Raw genomic sequence first — 25,685 nt, forward strand, 5'->3', positions numbered from 1 at the left:
GGAGGTAGACATGGCAAGAGATCCCAAGATCACATTCATCGGCGCAGGCTCCACGGTGTTTATGAAGAACATCATCGGCGACGTACTGCAGCGTCCGGCGCTTTCGGGCGCCACCATCGCGCTGATGGATATCAACCGCGAGAGGCTGGAAGAAAGCGCCATCGTCGTCAACAAGCTTATTTCGACGCTTGGCGCAAAGGCGAAGGCCGAGACCTATACGGACCAGAAAAAGGCGCTCGCCGGTGCGGATTTCGTCGTCGTCGCCTTCCAGATCGGCGGCTATGAGCCCTGCACGGTCACCGATTTCGAGGTGCCGCGTAAATATGGCCTGCGCCAGACCATCGCCGATACGCTCGGCGTCGGCGGCATCATGCGCGGCCTTCGCACCGTGCCGCATCTGTGGAAGATCTGCGAGGACATGCTGGCCGTCTGCCCCAACGCCATCATGCTGCAATATGTGAACCCCATGGCGATCAACACCTGGGCGATTGCGGAGAAATACCCGACGATCCGGCAGGTCGGCCTTTGCCATTCGGTTCAGGGCACGGCGATGGAACTCGCTCATGATCTCGATATACCCTACGAGGACATCCGTTATCGCTCGGCCGGCATTAACCACATGGCGTTCTTCCTGGAATTCGAACATCGTCAGCCGGATGGGAGCTACAAGAATCTCTACCCCGATCTCTTGCGCGCCTATCGCGAAGGTCGCGCGCCAAAACCCGGCTGGAACCCGCGCTGCCCCAACAAGGTGCGTTACGAAATGTTGACGCGGCTTGGTTATTTCGTCACCGAAAGTTCGGAGCATTTTGCCGAATATACGCCCTATTTCATCAAGGAAGGACGCGAGGACCTGATCGAGAAATTCGGCATCCCCCTCGATGAATATCCCAAGCGCTGCATCGAGCAGATCGAACGCTGGAAGGGGCAGGCGTCGGCCTATCGCTCGGCCGAGAAGATCGAGGTCAAGCAGTCAAAGGAATATGCCTCCTCCATCATCAACTCAGTCTGGACCGGCGAACCTTCGGTGATTTACGGCAACCAGCGCAACAATGGCTGCATCACCTCGCTGCCATCGGATTGCGCGGCGGAAGTGCCCTGCCTTGTCGATCATAACGGCGTGCAGCCCACCTTCATCGGCGAATTGCCGCCGCAGCTCACCGCCCTTATGCGCACCAACATCAATGTGCAGGAACTGACGGTGCGGGCGCTGATGAGCGAAAACCGCGAGCACATCTTCCACGCGGCGATGATGGACCCGCATACGGCGGCGGAACTGGATCTCGACCAGATATGGTCGCTGGTGGACGATCTGCTGCTGGCCCATCGCGACTGGTTGCCGGAATGGACGCAGGTGGAGGTGAAGCGGGCGCGGGCGGTGTAAGGCGCGGTTGCTGCGAAAAATGCGAGGCGTAGGGTTTTCGTCTGCGGTCGAGTTCACCGACACGCCTCTCTCCATATTCGACGTCATCCTCGGGCTTGTCCCGAGGAACCAACCACGTAGCGAAAATTGACAGGGAGCAGATGCTCGGGACAGGCCCGAGCATGACGGACGGGGATTGTCATGCCGCCCATTAATTTCGGCGGTGAGTCTCCATGGTGCTTCCAGCTTTGCCCTAAACCTCCCGCGCACTTGACTTGTGTCAAAGCCGCAAAGCACCCCCTCACGTAAACAGCCCTTAACCCGGCTCGTTCTCCTCAACATGAGAAGTGTCGGGTACGAATACTAAACGCAAAGGTGGCTGGCTTCTTCGGTTTCATCGTATTAGGGTTGAAATTCGAAGGGTTCATGGGGAAGACGGATGTCTAAAAAAGGCTTACTCGTTGGTCTGGTGATTCTGGTTCTTGCCGGTGTCGCCTATTTCTCCTGGTCAATGCTGAAGGGTGAGGGACTTCCCGCCGGTTTCGTGGCCAGTAACGGCCGGATCGAGGCCGTCGAGATCGATATTTCCACCAAAACCGCCGGTCGCCTTCAGGACATCATGGTGCGTGAAGGCGATTTCGTGAAGGCCGGGCAGGTGCTTGCCCAGATGGATACGGCGCAACTGGAGGCGAAGAAACGTCAGGCGGAAGCACAGTTTCGCCGCGCGAAAATAGCAATCGATACGGCCCACAGCCTTGTCGCCCAGCGGGAGGCGGAAAAGACCTCGGCGCTGGCGGTGGTGGAACAGCGCAAGGCCCAGTTCGATTCCGCCTCCAAGACCTATGCACGCTCGAAACAGCTGCTGACCGGCAACGCCGTCTCGCAGCAGATCGTCGATGACAGCGAGGCCGCCGAGCAGTCCGCCCGTGCCACGCTCGCCTCCGCCGAGGCCTCGCTTGCCGCCTCCGATGCCGCAATCAACGCCGCCAAGGCGCAGATCGTCGATGCTGAGGCGGCGGTGGATGCCGCACAGGCCGATATTGAAAGCATCGAGACTGATATCGCCGATGCGACGCTGAAATCGCCCCGCGATGGCCGCGTGCAATATCGGATCGCCCAGCCCGGCGAGGTGTTGTCCGCCGGCGGACGGGTTCTGAATCTGGTCGATCTCGGCGATGTCTATATGACGTTCTTCCTGCCGACCGCCGAGGCCGGCCGCATGTCCATGGGCTCGGATGTGCGCCTGATATTGGATGCCGCCCCGCAATATACCATCCCCGCCACGGTTTCCTTCGTCGCCGATGTCGCGCAGTTCACACCGAAAACGGTCGAAACCGAAGAAGAACGCCAGAAGCTGACATTCCGGGTGAGGGCGCAAATCCCGCAGGAGCTGCTGCAGAAATATATCCAATATGTCAAAACCGGGCTGCCCGGCATGGCCTATGTCCGGCTTGATCCGCAGGCCGCCTGGCCGGAAAACCTCGAACGCAATCTCGTCAAGTGACGGTGGCCACCATGGTCGCGCGCCCCGCAACGAATGAAAGGCATGCACCGGTCGCGCGATTGGCCGATGTGCGGTTGACCTTCGGAAGCACCATTGCGCTGGCCGACATATCGGTCGAGATCCCCGCCGGGCGGATGATCGGGCTTATCGGGCCTGACGGCGTGGGCAAATCGAGCCTGTTGTCGCTCGTATCCGGCGCGCGCGCCATCCAGAAAGGCAAGGTGGAGGTTTTGGGCGGCGACATGTCCGATCCCCGCCACCGCGAGGATACCTGCCCGCGTATCGCCTATATGCCGCAGGGTCTTGGCAAGAACCTCTATCCCACCCTGTCCGTCTTCGAGAATATCGATTTCTTCGGCAGGCTGTTCGGACAGGGCAGCAGGGAGCGGCAGGCGCGCATCGCCGAATTGCTGAAAAGTACCGGCCTCGAGCCCTTCGCCGACCGCCCCGCGATGAAACTTTCCGGCGGCATGAAGCAGAAGCTGGGGCTCTGCTGCGCGCTGATCCACGATCCCGACCTGCTCATTCTCGATGAGCCGACCACGGGCGTCGATCCGCTGTCGCGGCGGCAATTCTGGGAACTGATCGATTCCATCCGGGCCGGGCGTCCGGGCATGAGCGTTATCGTTGCCACGGCCTATATGGAAGAGGCCGCCGGTTTCGACTGGCTGGTCGCCATGGATGGCGGCAAGATTTTAGCCACCGGCTCGCCTGCCGAACTTCTCGAGCGCACCTCCGCACCCAATCTCGACGCCGCCTTTATCGCGCTCCTGCCCGAAGAAAAGCGCAAAGGTTACCACGAAGTCCATATCGCGCCGCGCAAGGTGGCGGGTGAGGGCGATTATGCCATCGAGGCGTCGCATCTCAGCATGCGCTTCGGCGACTTTACCGCCGTCGACAATGTCAGCTTCAAGATTCCGCGTGGCGAGATTTTCGGCTTTCTCGGCTCGAACGGCTGCGGAAAATCCACCACCATGAAGATGCTGACGGGGCTTCTGGCGGCCAGCGAAGGCGAGGCCAAGCTTTTCGGGCACAGGGTGGATGCCAGCGACATGGCGATCCGTCACCGCGTCGGCTATATGAGCCAGGCCTTCTCGCTCTATTCCGAGCTGACGGTGCGGCAGAACCTCGATCTTCACGCGCGGCTGTTCAAGCTGCCGGAAGAGACCATTCAGCCGCGTATCGCCGAAATGGCCGAGCGTTTCGATCTCGGCGCGGTCATGGAGACACTGCCGGACGACCTGCCGCTCGGCATCCGGCAGAGGCTGTCGCTGGCGGTGGCGATGATCCATTCGCCTGACATTCTCATCCTCGATGAGCCGACCTCCGGTGTCGATCCGGTGGCGCGGGACGGGTTCTGGCAAATCCTTGCCGATCTCTCCCGCAACGACAATGTCACCATCTTCATCTCCACCCATTTCATGAACGAGGCGGAGCGCTGCGACCGGATTTCGCTGATGCATGCCGGCAAGGTGCTGATCAGCGATACGCCTGACGCGATTACCAAAAGCCGCAATGCCGCAACGCTCGAAGAGGCTTTCGTCGCCTATCTCGAGGATGCTTCGGGCGTCAAGAAGGCGGAGCCTGCGGCAGCGCCCGTCGCGACAGCGCAGGTGCCGGCGACGCAACATGCTGCACCCAGTCGTAAGCGGTTTTTCGATTTCAGGCGCATGTTCAGCTATACGCGCCGTGAGGCGCTGGAACTGCAGCGGGATCCCATTCGCGGCACGCTGGCGGTGCTCGGCAGCGTCATCCTGATGTTCGTCATCGGATACGGTATCAATCTCGATGTCGAGGACCTGACCTTCGCGGTGCTGGATCGTGACGATTCCACCATCAGCCGCGATTATGTGCTCGACATTGCCGGCTCCCGTTATTTCATCGAGAAGGAACCGATCCGCGATTATGCCGATATGGACCGGCGGATGCGTGACGGGGAACTCAGCCTTGCCATTGAAATTCCCCCCGGTTTCGGCCGCGACGTGTTGCGCGGCAAGACGGTGGAGGTGGGCGCCTGGATCGACGGCGCCATGCCGCAGCGGGCGGAGACCGTGCGCGGTTACGTGCAGGGCATGCACCAGACATGGCTGGCGCGCAAGGCCGCCGAGATTTACGGCAGCGCGGCCACGCAAAGCAGTTTCAGCATCGAAACGCGCTATCGATACAATCCGGACGTCAAGAGCCTTGTCGCCATGGTGCCGGCGGTTATTCCGCTGCTGCTCATGCTCATTCCCGCCATGCTGGCGGCGCTCAGCGTCGTCAGGGAAAAGGAACTCGGCTCCATCGTCAATCTATACGTGACGCCGACCACGCGGCTGGAGTTCCTGATCGGCAAGCAGCTTCCTTATGTCGCCCTCGGCATGCTCAATTTCCTGCTTCTGACGGCCTTCGCCATCTTCATCTTTCAGGTACCCTTCACCGGAAGTTATCTCGCCTATGCGACGGGAGCGCTGCTCTATGTCATCATCGCCACCTCCATCGGCCTTCTCATGTCGTCCTTCATGAAGAGCCAGATCGCGGCGATCTTCGGCACGGCCCTGCTGACGCTCATTCCGGCAACGCAATATTCGGGCATGATCGATCCCGTTTCGTCGCTACAGGGGGCGGGCGCCTTTATCGGCAACATTTATCCAGCCACCTATTTCATGACCATTTCGCGCGGCACCTTCTCCAAGGGGCTGGATTTCGCCGGGCTCTCCGACTCGTTCCTGCCCCTTCTCATTGCCATTCCGCTGCTTCTCATTGCCGGCGCCGCACTTTTGAGGAAACAGGCGTCATGAAGCTGTTTTCGTCCAACATCTTCCAGCTCGGCATCAAGGAGCTGCGCGGCCTTGCGCGTGACGGCATGTTGCTGCTGCTCATCGTCTACGCCTTCACGCTGCAGATTTACACCGGCTCCAGCGCGCTGCCGGAGACGCTGAACAATGCCGCCATCGCCATCGTTGACGAGGATCAGTCGCCGCTTTCAGGCCGCATCAGCACGGCTTTTTATCCGCCCTATTTCTCCCCGCCGAAGCAGATTTCCATTGCGGAAATGGACAAGCGCATGGATGCGGGCCTCGATACCTTCGCGCTCAACATCCCGCCGGATTTCCAGCGCCGGCTGATGGCCGGGCAACAGCCGGCCATCCAGCTCAACATCGACGCAACCCGCATGAGCCAGGCTTTCAGTGGCGGGGGTTATGTGCAGAGCATCGTAACGAGCGAAGTTCAGGAATATATCAACCGCTATCGCGGTGCGACGTCGGTGCCGGTGGACCTGACGCTACGCTCCCGTTTCAACCCGGAACTGGACAAGTCGTGGTTCGGGTCGATCAACAACATCATCACCGCCATCACCATGCTGTCGATCGTGCTGACGGGGGCGGCGCTCATTCGCGAGCGCGAGCATGGCACGGTCGAGCATCTGCTGGTCATGCCGGTCACGCCGCTGGAAATCATGCTCAGCAAGGTCTGGTCCATGGGCCTTGTCGTGCTTGTGGCCTCGGCATTTTCCCTGTTCGTCGTCGTCAGGGGCCTGCTCGCCATTCCAATCGAAGGCTCGCTCTTGCTCTTCCTGCTCGGAACGGCGTTGCAGCTCTTCGCCATGACGTCGATGGGCATCTTCCTTGCGACCGTTGCAGGCTCCATGCCGCAATTCGGCATGCTGCTGATCCTGTTCCTGCTGCCGTTGCAGGTGCTCTCCGGCGCCATGACGCCGCGTGAAAGCATGCCTGATATCATCCAGTACATCATGCTTCTCGCACCCAACACCCATTTCGTCATTCTGGCTCAATCGGTGCTTTTCAGGGGGGCGGGGCTGGATGTGGTCTGGCCGCAATTGCTGGCGCTGCTGGCCATCGGCTCCGCGCTTTTCGTTTTCGCGCTTCGCCGTTTCAGACGTTTCCTGCGCTGATTCCGCCTGTTTCCGCGCAAGTTGAATTAATTGTGTTCGGTAACGGTATGTTCGCCTTCCGTGAATATGCCTATGAGGACGGCTGGGTAAGCGGGCTTTGTTCAGGAGTAGCAAAATGAATATTGCAGCACGTCTGTCACTGGCAGCCATGATCGCACTGGCGGCAACGCCATCTCTTGCGTCAGAAGATATGACGTCGGAGACGAGCGAAGCGATATTCGGTTTCGGCGGCGTCCTGACGAAAGAGGACATGCTGAAAAGTGCAGCCCTCATTCCGGTGGAATATGAGCGCAATGCCATTCTGGGCGGCGGCTATCAGTTCTACCCCTACCACATCGGCAACGTGAAACTCGGCGGCGAAATCGGCGTCGCCGCCAGATTTGGCAAGGGCTTTACCGGTGAAGTCTGGGCGGGTCCGGTTGCACGTTACGAGCAGATCAGGCTCGGAGAACGGCTGTTTATCACGCCGAGCTTCACGGCGGGCCTCAGCCTCGTGACGGATGCGCAGCCTGGCCGCGAGCGGGAGCAGGAAATCAAGGACAACGGCAATGCCAATGTCCTGTTTTATCTGGGACCGGAAATCAACGTGTCCTTCAGCGAGGATTCTTCGACGGAATTCTTCTGGCGTCTTCACCACCGTTCCGGCGGTGGCAAAACACTGGGCAATATGAAAGGCGCCACAAACGCCAACGTATTCGGCGTCCGCTACAAGTTCTGAGTGGCGGGGACGGTTCCAAGCCCGGCGAACCGTCTGAATTTTAGTCACGTTTCTTTTTCGTCGCAAACCGTCATGGGGAATCCTTGCGTCTGGCGCATGGGTGCATTGCCTTATTCTACCTGTTAATTCGTCATCGAAAAGCGCATATAGGGGGCATCAAAGGACGCCGGAACGAAAAACGTTGCTGACGTCACCTAAACCTCAGAAAGGGTAATGTCATGAACGTAGCACGCAGCTTCAATAACTGGCGCAAATATCGTCAGACCATCAACGAACTCGGCCGTATGAGCACCCGTGAACTGCACGATCTCGGTATCGATCGTAGCCAGATCACCAGCGTCGCCCGCGCCGCCGTTGGCAGGTAATCAAGGCGACGTCGCCTCTTTTGAATGTTCAAACGCCCGCTCAGCGGGCGTTTTTGTTTTGCGGATATTGGATGCTTCTACCGCAAGTATACGCCAGATAATCCCGGCAATGTCGAAGTCCGAGCCGAAGGGTGGGGTTTTCTCGACGTCAGGCGATGAATATCGCCATGCAATGAATGCATATCTGTACTGCAAGCTTATGCCTGTCAAATACGCAGAAAAATGCTATCTTCCAATCATCGAAAGGGATGTACCTCCTCCCACATCCTTTTGGTAAAGCGGGTGATCCTACTCCTCCTCCCAAAGGATTGCCCCGGGGACAGCGGTTTTCCTCCTCCCATATCGCTGTTCATCTTTTCAAAAAGCCTGCCGCACCTCCTCCCGCGGCAGGCTTTTTTGTTTTCAGAATTTTGCCTTTGTCTTCAGGAAACATCTCAGTCGAAAGCCATCATGCCGATGGGCGTCACGGCGTGGGCGCCTGCACGTTTGGCAAGGGCATAGGCGAGGCACTGCTCCACGGCATCCTGCGGCACGGGTTTGGCGATCACGCCGGCGCCGATGCCGAGATTGACGACGACTTCGGGGTTTGCCGTCATGAAGATCACCACCACGCCATGATCTTCGGAAAGCCGCCGTCCGATTTCCGGGCCGGTCTGTCCGTCGGCAAGGTTGACGTCGACGAAGGCGATATCGGCGCGGCTGCCAAGCGCCACGGCGTCTTCCAGCCGGTTGGCGATACCGATGACATCTGCCTCTTCTTCCGCCTGCAAAATGGAATCCTCTATATCCATGGCGATGAGGAATTCGTCTTCCACGATCAGCACACGCGGCTGTTCCGTGCGGAAACCCGGTTCGTTTTGCAAGACGTCTGCCAACATATGCCTGCCTCCATTCTGTGTTTCAGAGCAACGGATTGAAAACTGTATCGCGGTTGCCGATCATCCGAGGCTTCAACTAAACCCGGAGCGGCGGAACCGGTTCCGTTTTATTTCCCGCCGCTCCAGCGCGGTCGGCATGCAAACACTTCTCGGCGCAACTCGTTCCAAAGTGAGATAAACATAGTGAATGGAGTGTAAACGGTGTGCCTTTTCGGCTATCACCTTTCAAGAGCGAAGCAGTTGATTCGGTTCGGTTTTCATCCGGGGAAGGGGTCGGAGAACGTCGCCGTGGAGCATCTTTCGCCTCCTGGAACACCGTTCTTTCGCCATTATGGGGTGAAAGGCCGGCATGAAAATTCAAAGCGTTACAGCCTCTTTCCCCGTGGGGGAGGAAGCGCTGGAACCTTGCCGATCATTCGCGTACCGCAGTCAAAGAACGGCGCGGACCCTATGAGTTTAGAAAGAGAATAAGACGATGACCCAGTCTCCGCGCGTCACCATTGCCCGCAACACGCCCAATATCGCCGTCGTCGGCGTCGGTGGCGGTGGCGGCAACGCGATCAACAACATGATTGCCGAGGGCATCGGCGGCGTCGATTTCATCGCCGCCAATACGGATGCGCAGGCGCTGAAGAAGACCAACGCGCCGCGGCTCGTGCAGCTCAGCTCCGAGCTGACCGGCGGACTTGGCGCAGGCGCCGATCCCGAGGTCGGCCGGCAGGCGGCGATCGATTCCCTCGACGAGATCATGGATCACCTGAGCGGCTACGACATGTGTTTCATCACCGCCGGCATGGGCGGTGGCACCGGCACGGGCGCTGCCCCCGTCATCGCCGAAGCCTGCCGGGCGAAGAACATCCTGACCGTTGGTGTCGTCACGCTTCCCTTCAGCTTCGAGGGTGCGCGCCGTATGCGGGCTGCCGCATATGGCTTCGCCAACCTGCTCAACACGGCAGATACCGTCATCGTCATCCCCAACCAGAACCTGCTGCGCATTGCCGATGCCGGCACGACCTTCGAAAATGCGCTGAAGACGGCTGACAAGGTTCTGTCGCTTGGCGTGCGCTGCATCACCGATCTCATCCTGCGCGAAGGCCTGGTCAATCTCGATTTCGCCGATGTGCGCTATGTCATGAAGAATGGCGGCCGGGCGCTGATGGGTACGGCGCAGGCCAAGGGTGAAAAGCGCGCCTCGGAAGCGGCGGCCGCAGCCATTGCCAACCCGCTGCTCGGCGAACCGTCGCTGAAGGAAGCGCGGGGCGCTCTTGTTTCCATTTCCGGTGGCAACGATCTGACGCTCTATGAAATCGATGAGGCAATGACGCTGGTGCGCGAGGCGGTCAGCGAAGAAACCGATGTGGTGATGGGCGCTTCCTTCGACCCGACGCTGGACGGCGCTTTCAAGATTTCGGTCGTTGCCACCGGCCTGCGCAACTAAGGCTTGCCTGAGGAGCGGCGTACTCTTCGCTTCCCAGGGAAATAGCCTTCCTTAGTCGGCGATGCCCTATAAACAGCGTCCACGCCACAAACTGAACGATCAAAAGCCGTCGCGGGCAATTTTCGCGACGGCTTTTTGTTGTTTTTGAACAATTATTCCGCCATTCGAAGAGGCTGCGGTGCTGCGCAGCGTTGATCGGAAAAAAATATAATAGTACTCTTTATGTCGACAAGAGGGATTTGATAATGACGGATGTAATTGCTTCTGCCGAGCGCAAGCGCGGCTCCGGCGTGAAGATGGTCTATGATCTGCTGCGCGACGAGATTCTCGATCTGGTTCTGCCGCCGGGCAGCCCCATCGACGAGGTGCAGCTTGCCGAAAGGTTCAAGATGTCGCGCACGCCGATCCGCGAGGCGCTGGTGCGGCTTTCGGGCGAGGGGCTGATCGATACGCTGCCAAACCGTTCGACCATGGTGTCGAATATCGATTTCCTCAACATGCACACCTATTTCGATGCGCTGGTGCTGATGTATCGGGTAACGACGCAGCTTGCCGCGCAATATCACCGTCCGGAAGATCTGGCCGGAATCCGCGCCCACAATGCGGAGTTCGCCATTGCGGTGGAGGAGCAGGATGCGCTGGCGATGATTTCCACCAATGCCGCCCTTCATCTCTCCATCGCCGAGGCCGGGCGCAATCCCTATTTTACCAGCCTGTTCAAGCGGCTGCTGGATGAGGGACGACGCATCCTCAGGCTTTATTACCAGTCCTATGACGATCGTTTGCCGAAGCGCTTCGTCGACGATCATGATGAGATCATCGCGGCGATCGCCGCGCGCGATACCGTTCTTTCCGAGAAACTGGCCCGCGAGCACGCCGAGCAGATCGTGCGGCAGGTGCAGAAACTGCTGGTGCGAAACGAGCGTCTGGAAATAAATCTGTAGCTTGTCGATTTCTTGTCGACAAATAAAATACAAGATTGTAATGTCCTTGTCGAAAGGGTGGCGCGGAGGTGCGTCCATTCCTGAAAAACATGTCCCTTAGGAGCTTGAAATGACGGCCAGCATTTTTTCCGGCGTGATTCCCGCCTTGATGACCCCCTGCAAGGATGATCGCACCCCTGATTTCGATGCGCTTGTTCGCAAGGGCAAGGAACTGATCGCCGATGGCATGTCGGCCGTCGTTTATTGCGGCTCCATGGGCGACTGGCCGCTCCTGACGGATGAGCAGCGCATGGAAGGCGTGGAGCGCCTGGTGAAAGCCGGCATTCCGGTTATCGTCGGCACCGGCGCGGTCAACACGGCATCTGCCGTTGCCCATGCCGCCCACGCCCAGAAGGTTGGCGCCAAGGGCCTGATGGTCATTCCGCGCGTCCTGTCGCGCGGTTCGGTCATCGCTGCCCAGAAGGCGCATTTCAAGGCCATCCTCTCGGCTGCACCGGAGATCCCGGCCGTCATCTACAACAGCCCCTATTACGGCTTCGCCACCCGCGCCGATCTCTTCTTCGCGCTGCGCGCCGAGCACAAGAACCTCGTCGGCTTCAAGGAATTCGGCGGCCCGGCCGATATGCGTTACGCCGCTGAAAACATCACCAGCCGCGATGACGAGGTGACCCTGATGATCGGTGTCGATACCGCCGTCTTCCACGGCTTCGTCAATTGCGGCGCCACCGGCGCCATCACTGGCATCGGCAATGTCCTGCCGAAGGAAGTCATTCATCTCTGCAAGCTGTCGCAGGCCGCCGCCACGGGCGATGCCGATGCCCGCGCCCGCGCGCTGGAGCTGGAACAGGCGCTCGCCGTTCTCTCGTCCTTCGATGAAGGCCCGGATCTGGTTCTCTATTTCAAACACATGATGGTGCTGAAGGGAGACAAGGAATACACGCTGCATTTCAACGAAACCGACGCCCTGACCGACAGCCAGCGCGGCTATGTCGAGGCGCAGTTCAAGCTGTTCAACAGCTGGTATGCCGACTGGAGCAAGCTTCCGGGCGCCGTGCAGGCCTGCAAGGCTGCCTGAGCAGTCGCTGACGTGAAGACAAAAGGCCCGCAACTGCGGGCCTTTTTTGCATTTATGAGGTTTGATGCCTCTCGTCCGTCATGCCGGACTAGATCCGGCATCCAGCCGCGGCGCGTCTGCGCCGTGAAAGGACTCTTCCGCGATCAAGGACTTGATCGCGCTGGACCCCGGATCTAGTCCGGGGTGACGGAGAGGGGATGCTATGCAGTCGCAAAGAAAGCTGAGTGACGCTGTCGTTATGAGAAAGCCCGCGATCGCGGGCTTTTTTTATTTCCACATCCAAACGCGGTCAGGAAACCGCGTCCAGCCCCTTTTTCAACAGCCGGTCGAGCCCGGCCATTTCGGCGGCGGTGAGGGTAATGCCTTCGCTTTCGGACTTCGCGCGTGCAGTGAAGCGGCGGCCCGAGGGAAGGCGGGCGCCCTGGCCGATGATAGCGTCGAACAGCACTTCCGCGCGCTGAAAAGGATCGCCGGGGCGGCCTTTGGCGAAGGCTTCGGGAGAGAAGGCGACGATCAGCTCGCCATGGGTGGGGGCAAGCGTGGTGGTGCCGAGAAATTCGAGCGCTTCGGGGCTGGTGAGATCGCCGATCATGATGCCGGCGAGAAGCTCGATCATCGTGCCGATGGCCGATCCCTTGTGGCCGCCAAAGGGCAGCATGGAGCCGGCAAGGGCCGCTTCCGGGTCAGTCGTCGGCTTGCCGTCGGCATCCAGAGCCCAGCCTTCCGGCAGGGGCTTTCCGGCCCGCCGGTGTAGTTCTATTTCACCGCGGGCGGCAACCGAGGTCGCGAAATCAAAGACATAAGGGGAGGTGTCCTTGCGCGGCCAGCCGAAGGCGAAGGGGTTGGTGCCAAGCAGAGGCTTGGTTCCGCCGGTGGGCGCAACGGTGGAATAGCTCGGGCACATGACCAGCCCGGCGAGACCATTCGAGGTAAGGCCCTCGACTTCCGGCCAGAGCGCCGAGAAATGCGTGCAGTCATTGATGACGAGTGCAGCGATTCCCGCACGTTTCGCTCGCTCCACCAGAACCGGCAGACCAAGTTCGAAGGCGGGGTTGGCGAAGCCGCCACGGGCATTGACCTTGACGATGGCCGTGCCGTCGTCTTCAGCCACTTCAGGTATGGCGTCGGGCTTCACCTTGCCGGCCTTGACGGTGCGGAGCGCGCCTTCGATACGGTAGATGCCGTGGGACTTGCAGGCGTCCCGCTCACCGGCAGTAATGACGCGCGCCAGCGCTCCCGACTGTACATCATTCACCCCGGCCCTCAAAAAAATCGACTCGACCCGCTGGAAAAGTGCCTCAATTGTCAAGGTGGTCGTGTCGCTCATCATAGTCCTCCGATAGGGCTCGCACATTTTGAATACATAAAGTATACAAAGGCGTGCGTATTGCAACGTGTCTTTTCGATGAAGCTCAGTCAGAGCAGAAGGCCACCCTCTCAAAACGCGAAGACGCCTTAAGCCTCCATTCCTGTGCTTGTCACAGAAATCCGGGTCGGCGCGTCTGCGCGTCGGAAAGCCTCTTTCAGCCCAAAGATTTGGGCTGGCCAGATTCCTGTGACAAGTACAGGAAGGAGGGATTCTGGATGTCTCGCCCATCTTGTCGCTCCCCCCGCGCTGGCTTGCGTAATCATCCGCGATACCTCATCAGTTCGCACATGAAAAAATTCTTTTTGTATACTCGTTGTATTTTTATATTGATTTATCGCCGCCATAGGGAAATAGTGACGGCGCCTTCAAGGGCAGACCAATTGTGGGAGCAAATAAAGAATGAAAAAATCGGTCATCGTCGCCGGCCTCTTGGCCGCCACTTTCGCTATTACGCCGGCCAAAGCCGACAAACTTGACGACATCATTTCGTCCGGCACGCTGCGTTGCGCCGTCGTGCTCGATTTCCCGCCCATGGGCGCGCGTGATGACGCCAACAACCCAATCGGCTTTGATGTCGATTATTGCAACGATCTTGCCAAGGCGCTTGGCGTCACCGCTGAAATCGTCGAAACGCCTTTCCCCGAGCGCATTCCGGCGCTGATGTCCGGCCGCGTTGATGTCGGCGTCGCTTCCACTTCGGATACGCTGGAGCGCGCCAAGACGGTCGGCATGACCGTGCCGTACTTCGCTTTCGAAATGGCCGTTACCGCCAACGACAAGTCTGGCATCAAGTCCTTCGAGGACATGAAGGGCAAGACGGTCGGCGCGACTGCCGGCACGTTCGAAGCCATCGCGCTCGAAAAGACGGTCAAGGAATGGGGCACTGGCGAATTCCGTCCTTACCAGACGCAGGCCGATGTGTTCCTCGCGCTCAGCCAGGGCCAGATCGACGCCACCGTCTCCACCTCGACGGTTGCGCAGTCCAACGTCAAGGGCGGCAAGTTCGCCGGCATCTCCGTGGTCGGCAAGGCGCCCTATGACATTGACTATGTCGCGCTCTTCACCAACCGTGACGAATACGGCTTCATCAACTACCTGAACCTCTTCATCAACCAGCAGGTTCGCACCGGCCGTTACGCCGAACTCTATGAAAAATGGGTTGGCGGCGAAGTTCCTTCGCTCACCGTCAACGGCGTTTATCGCTGATCAGGACTTTTCGTAAACGGCGCGGTCAAGATGATCGCGCCGTTGATCGTTTCTGAAAAGGCGGGACGCTTAATGTTCAATTATACATTCCACTGGAATCAGGCGCTGAAGGCTCTGCCGCAGCTTCTGGACGGTGCGGTGGTGACGCTGCAGATCGCCATTCTGTCGATGGTGATCGGTCTTTCCTGCGCCATCGTGCTGACGCTGTTCCGGCTCTCCGGCAACCGCATTCTCGGCGCTTTCGCCGCCGTCTGGGTGGAAGTCGCCCGCAACACGCCGGCGCTGTTCCAGATTTACATGGCCCATTTCGGCCTTGGCAATTTCGGCATTCACCTCAGCCCCTATACCGCGCTTCTGGTCGGTATCGCCTTCAACAATGCCGGTTATCTCGCGGAAAATTTCCGCGGCGCGCTAAAGGCCATTCCCGATACGCAGACGCGCTCCGGCCGTTCGCTCGGCATGACCTCGATGCAGACCTTCCGGCTGATCATCCTGCCGCAGATGCTGCGCGTTGCGTTCCTGCCTGCCACAAACCAGATGGTCTGGGCGATCCTGATGACCTCGCTCGGCGTCACGGTCGGCATGAATACGGATCTCGCCGGTGTCACCCAGGCGTTGAACGCCCGTTCGTTCCGCACCTTCGAATTCTTCGCGCTCGCCGCGGTCATCTATTACGTGATCGCCAAGATCGTCACGCTCGCCGCCCGTCTGCTGGCCGCGCGTCTGTTCCGTTATTGAGAGAGGTGAGCCATGTTTGAAACCGCTCTCACCTGGAGTGATCTCGCCTTCCTGGCCAAGGGTGCCGGCATGACGCTTGCCGTCACCGCTGTCGCCGTCACGGCAGGCACCATCATGGGGATCATCTTCGGTATCATCCGTTTCCAGTTCGGCCCCTATTGGTCGCTGCCGCTGACCTTCGTGCTGGATATTTTCCGTTCCGTGCCGCTGCTCATCCAGCTGGTCCTCGGCAATGCTTTCCAGTCGATCGCAAAGCTCGGCTGGCCGCCTTTCACCACCTCCTGCGTGGTGCTGTCGCTTTATACGGCGGCCTATTGCACCGAGATCGTGCGCGGCGGCATCGATGCCGTACCCTCGAACACCCGCCGCGCCTGCCGGTCGCTGGGCATGACCTGGTCGCAGGACATGCGCTACATTGTGCTGCCGCTCGCCACCCGCGTGTCGCTGCCCGCATGGATCGGGCTCACGCTCGGCGTCATGAAGGATTCGGCGCTCGTCCTTTGGCTCGGCCTCATCGAGCTTCTGCGTGCCTCGCAGATTCTCGTGACCCGCCTGCAGGAACCGCTGACGATCTTGATGATCTGCGGCGCCATCTACTTCCTTATCAGCTTCCCCATCGCCCGTTTCGGCGGGTATCTCGAAAGACGGTGGTCCCCCAATGATTGAGATCGAAAACGTCCGCAAATCCTTCGGCCCGCTGGAGGTTCTGAAAGGGATCAACCTCACCGTCAACAAGGGCGAGGTGGTCACCATCATCGGCGGTTCCGGTTCCGGCAAATCGACGCTGCTCACCTGCATCAACGGCCTGGAGCCGATCGACAGCGGCAAGATCGTCATCGACGGCACGGAAGTGCACGCCAAATCGACCGACCTCAACAAGCTGCGCCGCAAGGTCGGCATCGTCTTCCAGCAATGGAATGCTTTCCCGCATCTGACGGTGCTCGAAAACGTCATGCTCGCGCCCCGCAAGGTGCTCGGTATTTCCAAGGAGCAGGCCGAGGAAATCGCGGTGAAGCAACTGACCCATGTGGGCCTTGCCGAAAAGCTGAAGGTCTATCCGAACCGCATGTCGGGTGGTCAGCAGCAGCGTATGGCGATTGCCCGTGCGCTTGCCATGTCGCCGGAATATATGCTGTTCGACGAAGTCACCTCGGCGCTGGACCCGATGCTGGTGGGCGAAGTGCTCGATACGCTCAAGATGCTGGCGGATGAGGGCATGACGATGATCTGCGTCACCCATGAAATGGCCTTCGCGCGTGATGTCTCGAACCGCGTTGCCTTCTTCCATCAGGGTGTGATGGCGGAAATCGGCACGCCGGACCAGCTGTTCGGCGCGCCGCAGCACGCTGAAACGCAGAAATTCCTGGCGAGCGTGCGGTAATGCCAGCCAATGATGTCATCGTCATCGGGGCCGGCGTCGTCGGCCTCTCGGCGGCAATTGCGGCGCAGGGCCGTGGCCTTTCGGTCACGGTCATCGACCGCGAGGGACCGGCGGCGGGCGCGTCCGCCGGCAATGCCGGTGCCTTCGCCTTCACCGATATCCTGCCGCTGGCATCGCCAGGCATTCTATGGAAGGCGCCGAAGTGGCTTCTCGATCCGCTCGGTCCGCTCAGCGTGCCGCCTTCCTATGCACTGAAGATCGCGCCGTGGATGTTCCGGTTCTGGCGGGCCTGCGCCGCTTCGAAGGTGGAGCATTCCACCGCCGCCCAGACCGCGCTGATGGATCTCGCGAAGGCCGAGTTGGAGCCGTTCCTGAAAAAGACCGATACCATCGCCATGCTGCGCAAGGAGGGCAACCTCCAGGTCTATGAAAGCGAGGCGGAATTCGAAGCCTCGCTTCCCGGCTGGAAGGCGCGCGAGCGGCACGGCATTGAGTTCCGGCATCTCAATGCCGAACAGATGGCTGAGATACAGCCCGGCATCGCGCCGCGTTTCACCTGCGGCACGTTCACGCCCGGCTGGTATTCCATCGCCGATCCCAAGCTTTATACGCTGGCGCTGGCCGAGCATTTCCGCACCATTGGCGGCCGTATCGAATGCCTCGATATCGCTTCGCTCAGGCCGCTGGAAGACGGTGTGGAGGCGGTGAGCCATGATGGGCGCACCCGCAAGGCCGCCAGGGTGGTGCTGGCAGCCGGCGCCTTTTCGCATCGCATCGCCCGTTCGCTCGGGGAAAAAATTCCGCTGGAAACCGAACGGGGGTATAATACAACCCTGCCGTCCGGCGCTTTCGATCTGCGCACGCAGGTGACCTTCGGCGGCCATGGTTTCGTCGTCACGCGGCTTTCCTCCGGCATCCGCGTTGGTGGCGCGGTTGAATTGGGCGGGCTGGAGCTCCCTGCCAATTTCGCCCGTTCCGAAGCGCTGCTGACCAAGGCGAAAGCCTTCCTGCCGGGCCTGAAAACCGAAGGCGGCAAGCAGTGGATGGGCTTTCGCCCCTCGCTGCCGGACAGCCTGCCGGCCATCGGGCAAGCACGGCACACGGCGCGGGTGGTTTATGCTTTCGGCCACGGGCATCTGGGGTTGACGCAATCGGCGGGCACGGCCCGCATCGTCGCCGATCTTCTGACGGGGCAAAAACCCGCCATCGATACAAGGGCATTTTCGCCGCAACGTTTCTGACGGGGATTTCCGATGTCTTCTTCCCTCTCGACAGCAGCCGTTCCTGAAGCCCGCAGCATTTTGGCCGGTTCGGCCGAAGGTCCCGTGATTGCGACGACCGAAGCGCTGAGTTTCTGGGGCGGGGTCGATCCCGCCACCGGCAGGGTGATCGACGTGCACCACCCGTTGCATGGTATCTGTCTCACCGGCGGCGTGCTGTTCATGCCCACCAGCCGTGGCTCCTGTACCGGTTCGGGCGTCTTGCTCGATCTTATCCTGACGGGCCGCGCGCCCTCGGCGCTGGTCTTCTGCGAGGCCGAAGACGTGCTGACGCTGGGCGCGCTGGTCGCCGCCGAAATGTTCGGCAAGCCTTTGCCGGTGCTGCGCCTGGACGCGGAAAATTTCGCCCGGTTCTCCAAAGCCGTTCATGTCCGTATCGATGAGACGGCTATCGAAGCCGATGGCGTTTCCCTTGCCATCACGCCGCCGGCGACGGCGCATCTCGATCTTAGAGATGACGACCGGGCCATGCTCGAAGGGCGCGATGGCATCGCCGTGCAGCAGGCCATGCGCATCACCGTCGCCATGGCCGCCCAGCAGGGGGCATCGGCGCTTGTCGATGTGACGCAGGGCCACATTGACGGTTGCATCTATGCCAGCCCCGCCAATCTCACCTTCGCGGAAAAAATGGCGGAGATGGGCGCGAAGGTACGGGTGCCGACGACCATGAACGCCATTTCGGTGGACAAGGCGCATTGGCGTTCGCAGGGTATGCCGGAGGATTTCGGCGACCCGGCCGCAAGGCTGGCGGATGCCTATGTGCGCATGGGCTGTCGCCCGACTTTCACCTGTTCGCCTTACCTGCTCGACAGCGCGCCGCAGGCGGGCGACATGATCGCCTGGGCCGAATCGAACGCGGTGATCTTCGCCAATACGGTTCTTGGCGCGCGCACGGCCAAACATCCGGATTTTCTCGATCTCTGCATCGCGCTGACGGGCAGGGCGCCACTTGCCGGCGTCTATCTGGAGGAAAATCGCCGTCCTCAGCGCATCGTCAATGTGGAGCTGCCGCAGGGTGTGGATGATGCCTTCTGGCCGCTCGTCGGTTATCTGGCGGGCAAGGCCGCGCCGGATTGCATTCCGCTGCTGCGCGGCCTTGGCCCTGCAAAGCCGTCACGGGATGATCTAAAGGCGCTTTGCGCCGCTTTCGGCACCACATCCGCTGCGCCCATGCTTCATATAGAGGGCGTAACACCGGAAGCCGGTCTTCCGCCTCTCGAAACGGCCGATATCGTCACCGTCTCACTCTCCGATATGGCCGCCGGCTGGTCGCTTCTCAATGAGGGACCGGAAGAGGTGCAACTTGTCGCCATCGGCAGTCCGCATGCCTCGCTGGATGAGTGTCACGCGCTTGCGGCTGAATTTGCCGGCCGCCGGCGTCACGCGGATGTCGCCGTCATCGTTACAGCCGGCCAGCAGGTCATCGATGCGGCCGGGCAGGACGGCACCCTGCAAAGCCTGCACGACAGCGGTGTGCAGGTGCTGCCTGATCTTTGCTGGTGCTCCATTTCCGAACCGGTCTTCCCGACGAAGACCCGTGCCCTGATGACCAATTCCGGCAAATACGCCCATTACGGACCCGGCCTCAGCGGTCGCGCAGTGCGCTTCGGCAGCCTTGCCGATTGCGTGGAAAGCGCGCTGACCGGCCGTGCTCCATCCCTTCTTCCTTCATGGCTTTCCTAAGGAGTTTTGAATGCGCAGTATCAAGACCGTTCATGTGATTTCCGCCCATGCGGAAGGGGAAGTCGGTGACGTGATCGTCGGCGGTGTCAGGCCGCCGCCGGGCGAAACGATCTGGGAGCAGAGCCGCTTCATCGCCCGCGATGAGACCCTGCGCAATTTCGTGCTCAACGAGCCGCGTGGCGGCGTGTTCCGGCACGTCAACCTGCTGGTGCCGCCGAAACATCCCGATGCGGATGCCGCCTTCATCATCATGGAACCGGAAGATACGCCGCCCATGTCCGGCTCCAACTCCATCTGCGTTTCTACCGTACTTCTGGATGGCGGCATCGTACCGATGCAGGAGCCGGAAACCCATATGCTGCTGGAAGCGCCGGGCGGGCTGGTGAAGGTTCGCGCAGAATGCCGCAACGGCAAGGCCGAGCGCATTTTCGTGCAGAATCTGCCGAGCTTTGCCGCAAAGCTCGATGTCGAACTCGAGGTTGAAGGCCTCGGTACGCTGAAAGTGGACACCGCCTATGGCGGCGACAGCTTCGTCATCGTCGATGCCGAGGCGATGGGCTTTAGCCTGAAGCCGGAAGAGGCGCATGAGATTGCCCGCCTCGGCGTGCGCATCACAAATGCCGCCAACAAGGCTTTGGGCTTCGACCATCCCGAAAACCCGGACTGGCGGCATTTTTCCTTCTGCCTGTTCGCTGGCAAGGTAGAACGCACGGCCGAAGGCCTGCGGGCAGGGGCGGCCGTTGCCATCCAGCCGGGCAAGGTGGACCGTTCGCCGACCGGCACGGCACTTTCGGCCCGCATGGCGGTGCTGCATGCGCGTGGCGAAATGAAGGAGGGCGAAACCCTGACGGCGGTGTCGCTGATCGGCTCTACCTTCACCGGCCGTATTCTTGGAACGACAACGGTCGGCGACCGTCCAGCCATCCTGCCGGAAATCTCCGGTCGCGGCTGGATCACCGGTATCCACCAGCACATGCTCGACCCGTCCGATCCGTGGCCGGAAGGGTATCGCCTGACGGATACGTGGGGTGCGCGGTAAAGAGGACCCGTCTCGTCTCCCTCATCCCTGTGACAAGCACAGGAATGAGGGAAGAGAGTGGATCACCCACCCAGCCGCTTCGTCGTCTCCCGCACGATCAGCTCGAAGCCGACATCCACCCTTGCGCCCTCGGGAACAATGGCATCCTTTTCCGCCTCCAGTATCGAAAGCAGCAACTCGCCCGCCCTGCGGCCGATCATCTGGGCATCGACGCGGATCGTTGAAATTGCAGGGTAACATTGCCGGCCGATATCGAAGTCGCCGAAGCCGAGGATGGAAATGCGGTCAGGGACACTGATTCCCCGTCGATGACATTCCATCAGTGCGCCGACGGCGGAAATATCCGATACGGCGAAGATGGCCTCGACATCTCGGGCCTTGGCCAGTAGCGAGCCGAGGGTCTTTGCCCCGTGGTCATAGGAGACCGGGGCGCTGCCTTCGCGGATGATGAGATCGTCGGCAATGCCGGCTTCCCGCAGGGCCGCGCCGAAACCGAGCAGGCGGCTTTCACCGCGCCAGTCCTTCACATCGCCATCGGCCCTCGATCCGAGCGCACCGATTTTCTTGAAACCAAGCGATATCAGATGCTTGGCGGCGGTTCTTCCCACTTCGTAGTTGGAAAAACCGACCGCATGGTCAATGGGGTGTTCGGGAACGTCCCAGATTTCCACGATCGGGATACCGGCGCGCATCAGCACCTCGCTCGCCATCTTGGTATGCACTGTGCCGGCGACGACGATGGCATCGGGGCGGCGCTCCATCATGGTGCGGATGACGCGTTCTTCCTCCTGCAGATCGTACATGGTGTAGCCGATCAGCAACTGGTAATCGGCGGCGCGCAGCGCATTGGCAAGCCCCTGTGCGCTATCGGCGAAGTTGGAGTTGGTGAGCGTCGGCAGGATGGCGGTGATGAAATTGGTACGGCGGGAGGACAGCGAACCGGCGATCCGGTCTGGCACATAGCCAAGCTTCTCGATGGCTTTCATCACCTTCTGGCGGGTCTCTTCGGACACCAGGGCGGGATCGGCCAGCACCCGCGAAACGGTCATCTTGGAGACGCCCGCGAGTTTCGAGACATCGCTCATGGTAGCTTTTTTTGACGTGACTAACGCTGCGGCCAAGGGCGTGCGCTCCACCAAAGCATGTCTCCCTAAATTCGAACCGGTTCAGGACAAGACATACACGAAGACAATAAGGGAAAGCACGCCGTATGATTGCTGATCGATGCGGCGTGCACCGGATTTATGCGACGCGGCTATAGACCAGATGATAAAAACGTCCGTCGCACATGCTCATCATCTCATCCGTCAGCACCCGGCCTTCCAGCCGGACGGGGGAAACCAGCGCTTCCTCCACTGCTTCCATCGACGGATAGTCGATTTCCTGCACCATGATGATCGAGGCGGCGTCCGGGTCCGTGCGCTCGGTGCGCATCACCCGCACGGCCTGCGCATTCGGCATGCGTTTCCAGACCGGCAGCAATTTTTCCTCGACGATGCGGAAAAACTCCTCCTCCCGACCGGGGTGAATCCTGCCTTCGAAAATTGCCGAGCGTGTGTACATGTTTCCCTCCCGAATGAATGCCGACCAAAACAGTTCTGTAGATCGGACTTGCAATGATACCGATAACATGCATTATTGATCCTGCCAAGAACGTGAAGCGGTGTCGAATAGAGGAAAATCGATAACCAGCCGGAAACATTGAATTTCATGGGAAATTCATCTGGTTTTGTGCTTTCGCAGTTTCTTGGGAGGAGTTTTTAGTCAATCGCGTTAAAATGTTATCGAGAACATTTTCCGGTTTGCGCAAGGCCGCTGTTCCATTCTGGGCAGTCACTATAAGGTTGGAGGAGAAACCATGAGCATATCCAGATTTCTGAAGAACATGACCGTCGCCGTCGGTGTTGCAGCAGCAACGCTTGCCGCCACCACGTCTGCCCAAGCCCTCTCGCTCAGCGAGATCACCGCGCGCGGCAAGGTCAAAATTGGTGTTCTGACCGGTGCGCCGCCGATGGGCATGGTGGATGAGAAAGGCAATCCCTCTGGTTACGACGTCGATGTCGCCAATCTCATTGGTTCTTACCTGTCGCTGCCGGTGGAACTGGTGCCGCTGACGCCGCCTGCGCGTATTCCCGCACTTCAGACCGGCAAGGTCGATTTCCTTGTTGCCACGCTTGCGCCGACCGGCGAGCGCGCCAAGACCGTGATGTTCACGCAGCCTTACAGCGCCTTCAACATGGACATCATTTCCGGCAAGGACCAGAAGTTCGAAAATCTCGACAGCCTCAAGGGCAAGCGGGTTTCGGTCAATCGCGGTTCCTCGCAGGAAACCGCGCTGCGCAAGGCCAATGTCGAAGGTCTTGAAATCGTCGTTTACGAAGACGATTCCACCAGCGCCCAGGCACTGCTCGCCGGTCAGGTGGATGCTGTCGCCTTGCCGTCCACGGTTGGCGAAGCGATCATCAAGCAGCGTCCCGAAGCCGGTCTGCAGGTTGGTTTCACCTTCTTCCAGCAGGGCAATTCCATGGCGACCAAGCTTGAGGACTTCGAGCTGCGCCAGTGGCTGAACACCTCCATCTACCTCATGAAGATGTCCGGCGATCTCGACCGCATCTCGGTCAAGTGGACCGGCCGTCCGCTGCCGCAATTGCCAAGCTTCTGATTGAGCCTTTCAACGCGCCCGCCGGGAAGACTTCCGGCGGGCCCGGGAAATGTCAACGGAGTGACGCATGTCCTATACATTCCAATTCGGCGCGCTCGCCCAGTATCAGAACGAGATTCTGAACGGCATATGGCTGACGATCAAGCTGTCTGTCCTGTCCATCGTGCTCGGCTGCGCTTTCGGCATTCTTTTGGCCTCGCTGCGGTCCATCAATGGCGGCATCGTCCGCATCATCGTGGACGGTTATGTGGAAGTCATCCGCAATACGCCGTTTCTCGTGCAGCTTTTCATCGTCTATTTCGGCCTGCCGGGCCTCGGCTTCAGGGTAGGGGCGGATACGGCGGCGCTGATCGGCATGACGATCAATCTCGCCGCCTATTCGACGGAAATCATCCGCGCCGGCATCGAGGCGGTGCACAAGTCGCAGATCGAGGCGGGCGAGGCGCTGGGTTTCACCAAGTACCAGATCTATCGCCACGTCATCATCGTGCCGGCCATCGCCAAGGTCTATCCCTCGCTGTGCAGCCAGTTCGTGCTGATGATGCTGGCATCGAGCATATGTTCGGCCATTTCCACCCATGAGCTTGCGGCTGCCGCAGCCTTCGTGGAATCGCAGACCTATCGCTCCTTCGAGGTCTATATCGTCGTCACGCTCATCTATCTTGCGCTGGCGCTCAGCCTGCGGCTCATCCTTGCCCTCGTCGGCATGTGGCTGTTCGGCCGCCGCGTTGCCCGCAAGACGATGACCGCCATGCCGGAGGTGCAGTCATGACTCTTCGAACTTTCGGCTGGAACGAATTCGGCTTCCTGCTGACCGCCCTGCAATGGACCGTGCTTCTGACGATCATTGCGCTTATCGGCGGCGGCATCGTCGGCTTCTTCGTGGCGCTCGCCCGCACCTCGAATTTCAAGGCGCTGCGCATTGCCGCCGGCACCTATATCCAGGTGATCCAGGGCATTCCGGTGCTGATGATCCTGTTCCTGTCCTATTACGGCCTCAGCCTTGCCGGGCTGGAACTGCCGCCGCTTTTTGCCGCCGGCGCCTCGATGACGATCTATACATCGGGTTACCTCGCGGAAATCTGGCGCGGCTGCATCCAGGCGGTGCCGAAGCAGCAATGGGAAGCGTCGGAATCGCTGGCGCTGACCCGCGCCCAGCAATATCGCTACGTCATCCTGCCGCAGGCGATCCGCATTTCGCTACCGCCGACCGTCGGCTTCGCCGTTCAGGTCGTCAAGAATACGTCCATCGCATCGATCATCGGTTTCGTCGAACTGGCGAGAGCGGGGCAGCTCATCAACAATGCCACGTTCCAGCCGTTCCGCGTCTTCGTCGCCGTGGCCGTGCTTTATTTCATCGTCTGCTACCCGTTGTCCCAGCTGTCGCGTTGGCTGGAAAGGAGGCTTCATGCCGGAAGTAATCGTTGAAAACGTTCACAAGAGCTTTGGCGCTCTGGAAGTCCTCAAAGGCGTGTCGCTGACGGTCGGCCGCGGTGAAGTCTTCGCCCTCATCGGCCGCTCGGGTTCGGGCAAGAGCACGCTGCTGCGCTGCATGAACGGGCTGGAGAAGATCAATTCGGGCCGTATCGAAATCGCCGGTCACGCCATCGGGGAAGATGCCAAGGCGCTGCGCAAGCTGCGCACTGATGTCGGCATCGTGTTCCAGAGCTACAACCTTTTCCCGCATCTGACGGTCGGCGAAAACATCATGCTCGCGCCGCGTATCGTCAAGGATGTGGCGAAATCGGAAACGAAGGATATTGCCCGCGAAGTTCTGCAACTCGTCGGCCTGTCGGAGAAATTCGATTCCTATCCCGATCAGCTTTCCGGCGGCCAGCAGCAGCGCGTGGCGATTGCCCGCTCGCTCGCCATGCGGCCGAAGGTGATGCTGTTCGATGAGGTGACCTCGGCGCTCGACCCAGAACTCACCGAGGAAGTGCTGACTGTCATGGAAAACCTCGCCAAAGACGGCATGACCATGATCCTCGTCACCCATGAAATGGCCTTTGCGCGCCGCGTCGCGACCGAAACCATCTTCATGCACAAGGGCAAGATCTGGGAGCAGGGTCGTTCATCCGAACTCTTCGCCAACCCACAAACGCCGGAACTCCGGCAATTCGTCAAGGCCGATGTGAAGTAGTTCACCG

24 protein-coding genes are annotated in these 25,685 nt (G+C 60.0%); 20 read left to right on the plus strand and 4 right to left on the minus strand.

What is annotated here, in order from left to right:
- The first annotated feature begins 10 nt into the window (after nucleotides 1-10).
- The 6 genes from melA (at nucleotide 11) to ACQZ5K_RS17740 (ending at nucleotide 7,845) form a co-directional block, all read left to right on the plus strand.
- Nucleotides 11-1,384: an alpha-galactosidase gene (melA, locus tag ACQZ5K_RS17715; protein WP_448740982.1), complete on the plus strand. Its 1,374-nt coding sequence runs from the start codon at nucleotides 11-13 to the stop codon at nucleotides 1,382-1,384.
- Nucleotides 1,385-1,802: 418 nt separating this feature from the next.
- A complete protein-coding gene (locus tag ACQZ5K_RS17720) occupies nucleotides 1,803-2,867 on the plus strand; it encodes an HlyD family secretion protein (protein WP_448740983.1) in 1,065 nt (354 codons plus the stop codon).
- 11 nt (nucleotides 2,868-2,878) lie between these two features.
- On the plus strand, nucleotides 2,879-5,647 hold the full coding sequence (rbbA, locus tag ACQZ5K_RS17725) for a ribosome-associated ATPase/putative transporter RbbA (protein ID WP_448740984.1): 2,769 nt from the start codon (nucleotides 2,879-2,881) through the stop codon (nucleotides 5,645-5,647).
- Nucleotides 5,644-6,762, plus strand: a complete 1,119-nt coding sequence (locus tag ACQZ5K_RS17730) for an ABC transporter permease (RefSeq protein ID WP_059756311.1) — start codon at nucleotides 5,644-5,646, stop codon at nucleotides 6,760-6,762. The genes rbbA and ACQZ5K_RS17730 overlap by 4 nt, the downstream gene beginning before the upstream one ends.
- A 115-nt stretch (nucleotides 6,763-6,877) precedes the next feature.
- Entirely contained in the window at nucleotides 6,878-7,480 is a 603-nt protein-coding gene (locus ACQZ5K_RS17735; RefSeq protein WP_375021503.1) for a hypothetical protein, read from the plus strand.
- A 218-nt stretch (nucleotides 7,481-7,698) separates the two neighbouring features.
- The gene (locus tag ACQZ5K_RS17740; RefSeq protein WP_003521716.1) at nucleotides 7,699-7,845 is read left to right on the plus strand and encodes a DUF1127 domain-containing protein; all 147 of its coding nucleotides are present in this window, start codon (nucleotides 7,699-7,701) and stop codon (nucleotides 7,843-7,845) included.
- 434 nt (nucleotides 7,846-8,279) lie between these two features.
- On the opposite strand, the gene ACQZ5K_RS17745 is transcribed toward ACQZ5K_RS17740, so the two are convergent.
- Complete coding sequence (locus tag ACQZ5K_RS17745) at nucleotides 8,280-8,723, minus strand: response regulator (RefSeq protein WP_020811653.1); 444 nt, start codon at nucleotides 8,721-8,723, stop codon at nucleotides 8,280-8,282.
- Between the two features lie 475 nt (nucleotides 8,724-9,198).
- Between ACQZ5K_RS17745 and ftsZ the strand changes: the two genes are divergently transcribed.
- From ftsZ to ACQZ5K_RS17760, 3 genes are all read left to right on the plus strand, one after another.
- Nucleotides 9,199-10,161, plus strand: coding sequence for a cell division protein FtsZ (gene ftsZ, locus ACQZ5K_RS17750; protein ID WP_448740985.1), 963 nt, complete (start codon nucleotides 9,199-9,201; stop codon nucleotides 10,159-10,161).
- 245 nt (nucleotides 10,162-10,406) lie between these two features.
- Nucleotides 10,407-11,105 (plus strand): GntR family transcriptional regulator, encoded by a 699-nt coding sequence (locus ACQZ5K_RS17755; protein ID WP_448740986.1) that lies wholly within the window; start codon nucleotides 10,407-10,409, stop codon nucleotides 11,103-11,105.
- A 109-nt stretch (nucleotides 11,106-11,214) separates the two neighbouring features.
- Entirely contained in the window at nucleotides 11,215-12,180 is a 966-nt protein-coding gene (locus ACQZ5K_RS17760; RefSeq protein WP_448740987.1) for a dihydrodipicolinate synthase family protein, read from the plus strand.
- A 289-nt stretch (nucleotides 12,181-12,469) separates the two neighbouring features.
- On the opposite strand, the gene ACQZ5K_RS17765 is transcribed toward ACQZ5K_RS17760, so the two are convergent.
- Complete coding sequence (locus tag ACQZ5K_RS17765; protein ID WP_448740988.1) at nucleotides 12,470-13,507, minus strand: Ldh family oxidoreductase; 1,038 nt, start codon at nucleotides 13,505-13,507, stop codon at nucleotides 12,470-12,472.
- A 441-nt stretch (nucleotides 13,508-13,948) separates the two neighbouring features.
- On the opposite strand from ACQZ5K_RS17765, the gene ACQZ5K_RS17770 reads away from it, so the two are divergent.
- The 7 genes from ACQZ5K_RS17770 (at nucleotide 13,949) to ACQZ5K_RS17800 (ending at nucleotide 20,876) form a co-directional block, all read left to right on the plus strand.
- Complete coding sequence (locus tag ACQZ5K_RS17770) at nucleotides 13,949-14,755, plus strand: ABC transporter substrate-binding protein (RefSeq protein ID WP_003521709.1); 807 nt, start codon at nucleotides 13,949-13,951, stop codon at nucleotides 14,753-14,755.
- Nucleotides 14,756-14,827: 72 nt separating this feature from the next.
- Complete coding sequence (locus ACQZ5K_RS17775) at nucleotides 14,828-15,493, plus strand: amino acid ABC transporter permease (RefSeq protein ID WP_078053901.1); 666 nt, start codon at nucleotides 14,828-14,830, stop codon at nucleotides 15,491-15,493.
- Nucleotides 15,494-15,505: 12 nt separating this feature from the next.
- Nucleotides 15,506-16,159, plus strand: coding sequence for an amino acid ABC transporter permease (locus tag ACQZ5K_RS17780; protein ID WP_065657686.1), 654 nt, complete (start codon nucleotides 15,506-15,508; stop codon nucleotides 16,157-16,159).
- Nucleotides 16,152-16,874 (plus strand): amino acid ABC transporter ATP-binding protein, encoded by a 723-nt coding sequence (locus tag ACQZ5K_RS17785; RefSeq protein ID WP_020811659.1) that lies wholly within the window; start codon nucleotides 16,152-16,154, stop codon nucleotides 16,872-16,874. The genes ACQZ5K_RS17780 and ACQZ5K_RS17785 overlap by 8 nt, the downstream gene beginning before the upstream one ends.
- On the plus strand, nucleotides 16,874-18,115 hold the full coding sequence (locus ACQZ5K_RS17790) for an NAD(P)/FAD-dependent oxidoreductase (protein ID WP_448740989.1): 1,242 nt from the start codon (nucleotides 16,874-16,876) through the stop codon (nucleotides 18,113-18,115). Before ACQZ5K_RS17785 ends, ACQZ5K_RS17790 begins: the two co-directional genes overlap by 1 nt.
- Before the next feature lie 12 nt (nucleotides 18,116-18,127).
- On the plus strand, nucleotides 18,128-19,837 hold the full coding sequence (gene lhpI / locus ACQZ5K_RS17795) for a cis-3-hydroxy-L-proline dehydratase (RefSeq protein WP_448740990.1): 1,710 nt from the start codon (nucleotides 18,128-18,130) through the stop codon (nucleotides 19,835-19,837).
- Nucleotides 19,838-19,847: 10 nt separating this feature from the next.
- Entirely contained in the window at nucleotides 19,848-20,876 is a 1,029-nt protein-coding gene (locus ACQZ5K_RS17800; RefSeq protein ID WP_127757129.1) for a trans-3-hydroxy-L-proline dehydratase, read from the plus strand.
- A 62-nt stretch (nucleotides 20,877-20,938) separates the two neighbouring features.
- Here the strand turns inward: ACQZ5K_RS17800 and ACQZ5K_RS17805 are convergent, their stop codons facing one another.
- Nucleotides 20,939-21,961: a LacI family DNA-binding transcriptional regulator gene (locus ACQZ5K_RS17805; RefSeq protein ID WP_448740991.1), complete on the minus strand. Its 1,023-nt coding sequence runs from the start codon at nucleotides 21,959-21,961 to the stop codon at nucleotides 20,939-20,941.
- Nucleotides 21,962-22,118: 157 nt separating this feature from the next.
- Nucleotides 22,119-22,439 (minus strand): hypothetical protein, encoded by a 321-nt coding sequence (locus tag ACQZ5K_RS17810; protein WP_003505663.1) that lies wholly within the window; start codon nucleotides 22,437-22,439, stop codon nucleotides 22,119-22,121.
- 295 nt (nucleotides 22,440-22,734) lie between these two features.
- Here ACQZ5K_RS17810 and ACQZ5K_RS17815 point away from each other — a divergent pair, with 295 nt between their 5' ends.
- The 4 genes from ACQZ5K_RS17815 to ACQZ5K_RS17830 all read left to right on the plus strand — a co-directional run bounded on the left by ACQZ5K_RS17815 (nucleotide 22,735) and on the right by ACQZ5K_RS17830 (nucleotide 25,678).
- Nucleotides 22,735-23,538, plus strand: coding sequence for a transporter substrate-binding domain-containing protein (locus tag ACQZ5K_RS17815; RefSeq protein ID WP_448740992.1), 804 nt, complete (start codon nucleotides 22,735-22,737; stop codon nucleotides 23,536-23,538).
- Between the two features lie 67 nt (nucleotides 23,539-23,605).
- Nucleotides 23,606-24,310: an amino acid ABC transporter permease gene (locus ACQZ5K_RS17820; RefSeq protein ID WP_003505665.1), complete on the plus strand. Its 705-nt coding sequence runs from the start codon at nucleotides 23,606-23,608 to the stop codon at nucleotides 24,308-24,310.
- Nucleotides 24,307-24,966 carry an amino acid ABC transporter permease gene (locus ACQZ5K_RS17825; RefSeq protein WP_003521700.1) on the plus strand — a complete coding sequence of 220 codons (660 nt, stop codon included), beginning with the start codon at nucleotides 24,307-24,309 and terminating at the stop codon, nucleotides 24,964-24,966. The genes ACQZ5K_RS17820 and ACQZ5K_RS17825 overlap by 4 nt, the downstream gene beginning before the upstream one ends.
- Nucleotides 24,947-25,678, plus strand: coding sequence for an amino acid ABC transporter ATP-binding protein (locus tag ACQZ5K_RS17830; protein WP_003521699.1), 732 nt, complete (start codon nucleotides 24,947-24,949; stop codon nucleotides 25,676-25,678). Before ACQZ5K_RS17825 ends, ACQZ5K_RS17830 begins: the two co-directional genes overlap by 20 nt.
- The last annotated feature ends 7 nt before the right edge of the window (nucleotides 25,679-25,685 follow it).

The sequence above is a fragment of the Agrobacterium sp. 22-226-1 genome, assembly GCF_053522345.1.

Coding starts and splice junctions, on each gene's coding strand:
- melA (WP_448740982.1), top strand. CDS start 11: ATGGCAAGAGATCCCAAGATCACATTCATCGGCGCAGGCTCCACGGTG.
- ACQZ5K_RS17720 (WP_448740983.1), top strand. CDS start 1,803: ATGTCTAAAAAAGGCTTACTCGTTGGTCTGGTGATTCTGGTTCTTGCC.
- rbbA (WP_448740984.1), top strand. CDS start 2,879: ATGGTCGCGCGCCCCGCAACGAATGAAAGGCATGCACCGGTCGCGCGA.
- ACQZ5K_RS17730 (WP_059756311.1), top strand. CDS start 5,644: ATGAAGCTGTTTTCGTCCAACATCTTCCAGCTCGGCATCAAGGAGCTG.
- ACQZ5K_RS17735 (WP_375021503.1), top strand. CDS start 6,878: ATGAATATTGCAGCACGTCTGTCACTGGCAGCCATGATCGCACTGGCG.
- ACQZ5K_RS17740 (WP_003521716.1), top strand. CDS start 7,699: ATGAACGTAGCACGCAGCTTCAATAACTGGCGCAAATATCGTCAGACC.
- ACQZ5K_RS17745 (WP_020811653.1), bottom strand. CDS start 8,723: ATGTTGGCAGACGTCTTGCAAAACGAACCGGGTTTCCGCACGGAACAG.
- ftsZ (WP_448740985.1), top strand. CDS start 9,199: ATGACCCAGTCTCCGCGCGTCACCATTGCCCGCAACACGCCCAATATC.
- ACQZ5K_RS17755 (WP_448740986.1), top strand. CDS start 10,407: ATGACGGATGTAATTGCTTCTGCCGAGCGCAAGCGCGGCTCCGGCGTG.
- ACQZ5K_RS17760 (WP_448740987.1), top strand. CDS start 11,215: ATGACGGCCAGCATTTTTTCCGGCGTGATTCCCGCCTTGATGACCCCC.
- ACQZ5K_RS17765 (WP_448740988.1), bottom strand. CDS start 13,507: ATGAGCGACACGACCACCTTGACAATTGAGGCACTTTTCCAGCGGGTC.
- ACQZ5K_RS17770 (WP_003521709.1), top strand. CDS start 13,949: ATGAAAAAATCGGTCATCGTCGCCGGCCTCTTGGCCGCCACTTTCGCT.
- ACQZ5K_RS17775 (WP_078053901.1), top strand. CDS start 14,828: ATGTTCAATTATACATTCCACTGGAATCAGGCGCTGAAGGCTCTGCCG.
- ACQZ5K_RS17780 (WP_065657686.1), top strand. CDS start 15,506: ATGTTTGAAACCGCTCTCACCTGGAGTGATCTCGCCTTCCTGGCCAAG.
- ACQZ5K_RS17785 (WP_020811659.1), top strand. CDS start 16,152: ATGATTGAGATCGAAAACGTCCGCAAATCCTTCGGCCCGCTGGAGGTT.
- ACQZ5K_RS17790 (WP_448740989.1), top strand. CDS start 16,874: ATGCCAGCCAATGATGTCATCGTCATCGGGGCCGGCGTCGTCGGCCTC.
- lhpI (WP_448740990.1), top strand. CDS start 18,128: ATGTCTTCTTCCCTCTCGACAGCAGCCGTTCCTGAAGCCCGCAGCATT.
- ACQZ5K_RS17800 (WP_127757129.1), top strand. CDS start 19,848: ATGCGCAGTATCAAGACCGTTCATGTGATTTCCGCCCATGCGGAAGGG.
- ACQZ5K_RS17805 (WP_448740991.1), bottom strand. CDS start 21,961: ATGAGCGATGTCTCGAAACTCGCGGGCGTCTCCAAGATGACCGTTTCG.
- ACQZ5K_RS17810 (WP_003505663.1), bottom strand. CDS start 22,439: ATGTACACACGCTCGGCAATTTTCGAAGGCAGGATTCACCCCGGTCGG.
- ACQZ5K_RS17815 (WP_448740992.1), top strand. CDS start 22,735: ATGAGCATATCCAGATTTCTGAAGAACATGACCGTCGCCGTCGGTGTT.
- ACQZ5K_RS17820 (WP_003505665.1), top strand. CDS start 23,606: ATGTCCTATACATTCCAATTCGGCGCGCTCGCCCAGTATCAGAACGAG.
- ACQZ5K_RS17825 (WP_003521700.1), top strand. CDS start 24,307: ATGACTCTTCGAACTTTCGGCTGGAACGAATTCGGCTTCCTGCTGACC.
- ACQZ5K_RS17830 (WP_003521699.1), top strand. CDS start 24,947: ATGCCGGAAGTAATCGTTGAAAACGTTCACAAGAGCTTTGGCGCTCTG.